We start from the raw sequence: 674 nt of genomic DNA, 5'->3' as shown, positions 1-674 counted from the left end.
GCTACCGTTAAAGCGCCTGATGAGCGTTGTGTTGGTGAGATTTTTCGTGACTTAGAGCCTGAAGATCTTATAAAATTCGGTTTGATACCAGAGTTTATTGGTCGTCTTCCCATTGTAGCGACCTTAGAGGATTTGGATGTTAATGCGCTTGTTCAAATTTTATCAAAACCAAAAAATGCGTTGGTAAAGCAATATCAGCGTCTTTTTGAAATGGAAAATGTCGAATTAGCATTTCATGAAGATGCTTTGCGAGTTATTGCCAAGAAGGCGATTGAGCGTAAAACTGGTGCGCGTGGTTTACGCTCTATTATGGAGAAGATACTTCTTGAGACGATGTTTGAATTACCGGCTCTTGAAGGGGTTCAAGAAGTGGTTATTTCGAGCGATGTTGTCGATGGGAAAGCGCGTCCTCTGTATATTTACTCAGAACGTACAGAAGATAAAGAAAATGTATCGGCATGATGTTATGCGATATGAGAAGTAGGAATAAACATCATTTGAAGATGGATGTTTTTGGACATTATAGTCATAATGCTTGATTTATATGTTCCCAGTTCCCACTTCATGTATTATGGAGAACTGGAAGCTTTTCTAAAGGCGGGCTTGTGTAGCGGATAGATTATAGGCTCCAGAAAGGAGAATTATGCAATATATTGATGAAAAGACAGATGGGG

General features: G+C 39.5%; 1 protein-coding gene. It reads left to right on the top strand.

Annotated elements, in window-relative coordinates; genetic code table 11:
* Window positions 1-462, top strand: a 462-nt coding sequence (locus tag ACFIO5_RS12105) for a ClpB D2-like domain containing protein (RefSeq protein WP_522729897.1), incomplete at its 5' end; no start/stop codon positions are given.
* Window positions 463-674: the final 212 nt, after the last annotated feature.

The organism is Bartonella sp. AA86SXKL, assembly GCF_042196885.1.
This window is presented reverse-complemented; position numbering and strand designations above follow the sequence as displayed.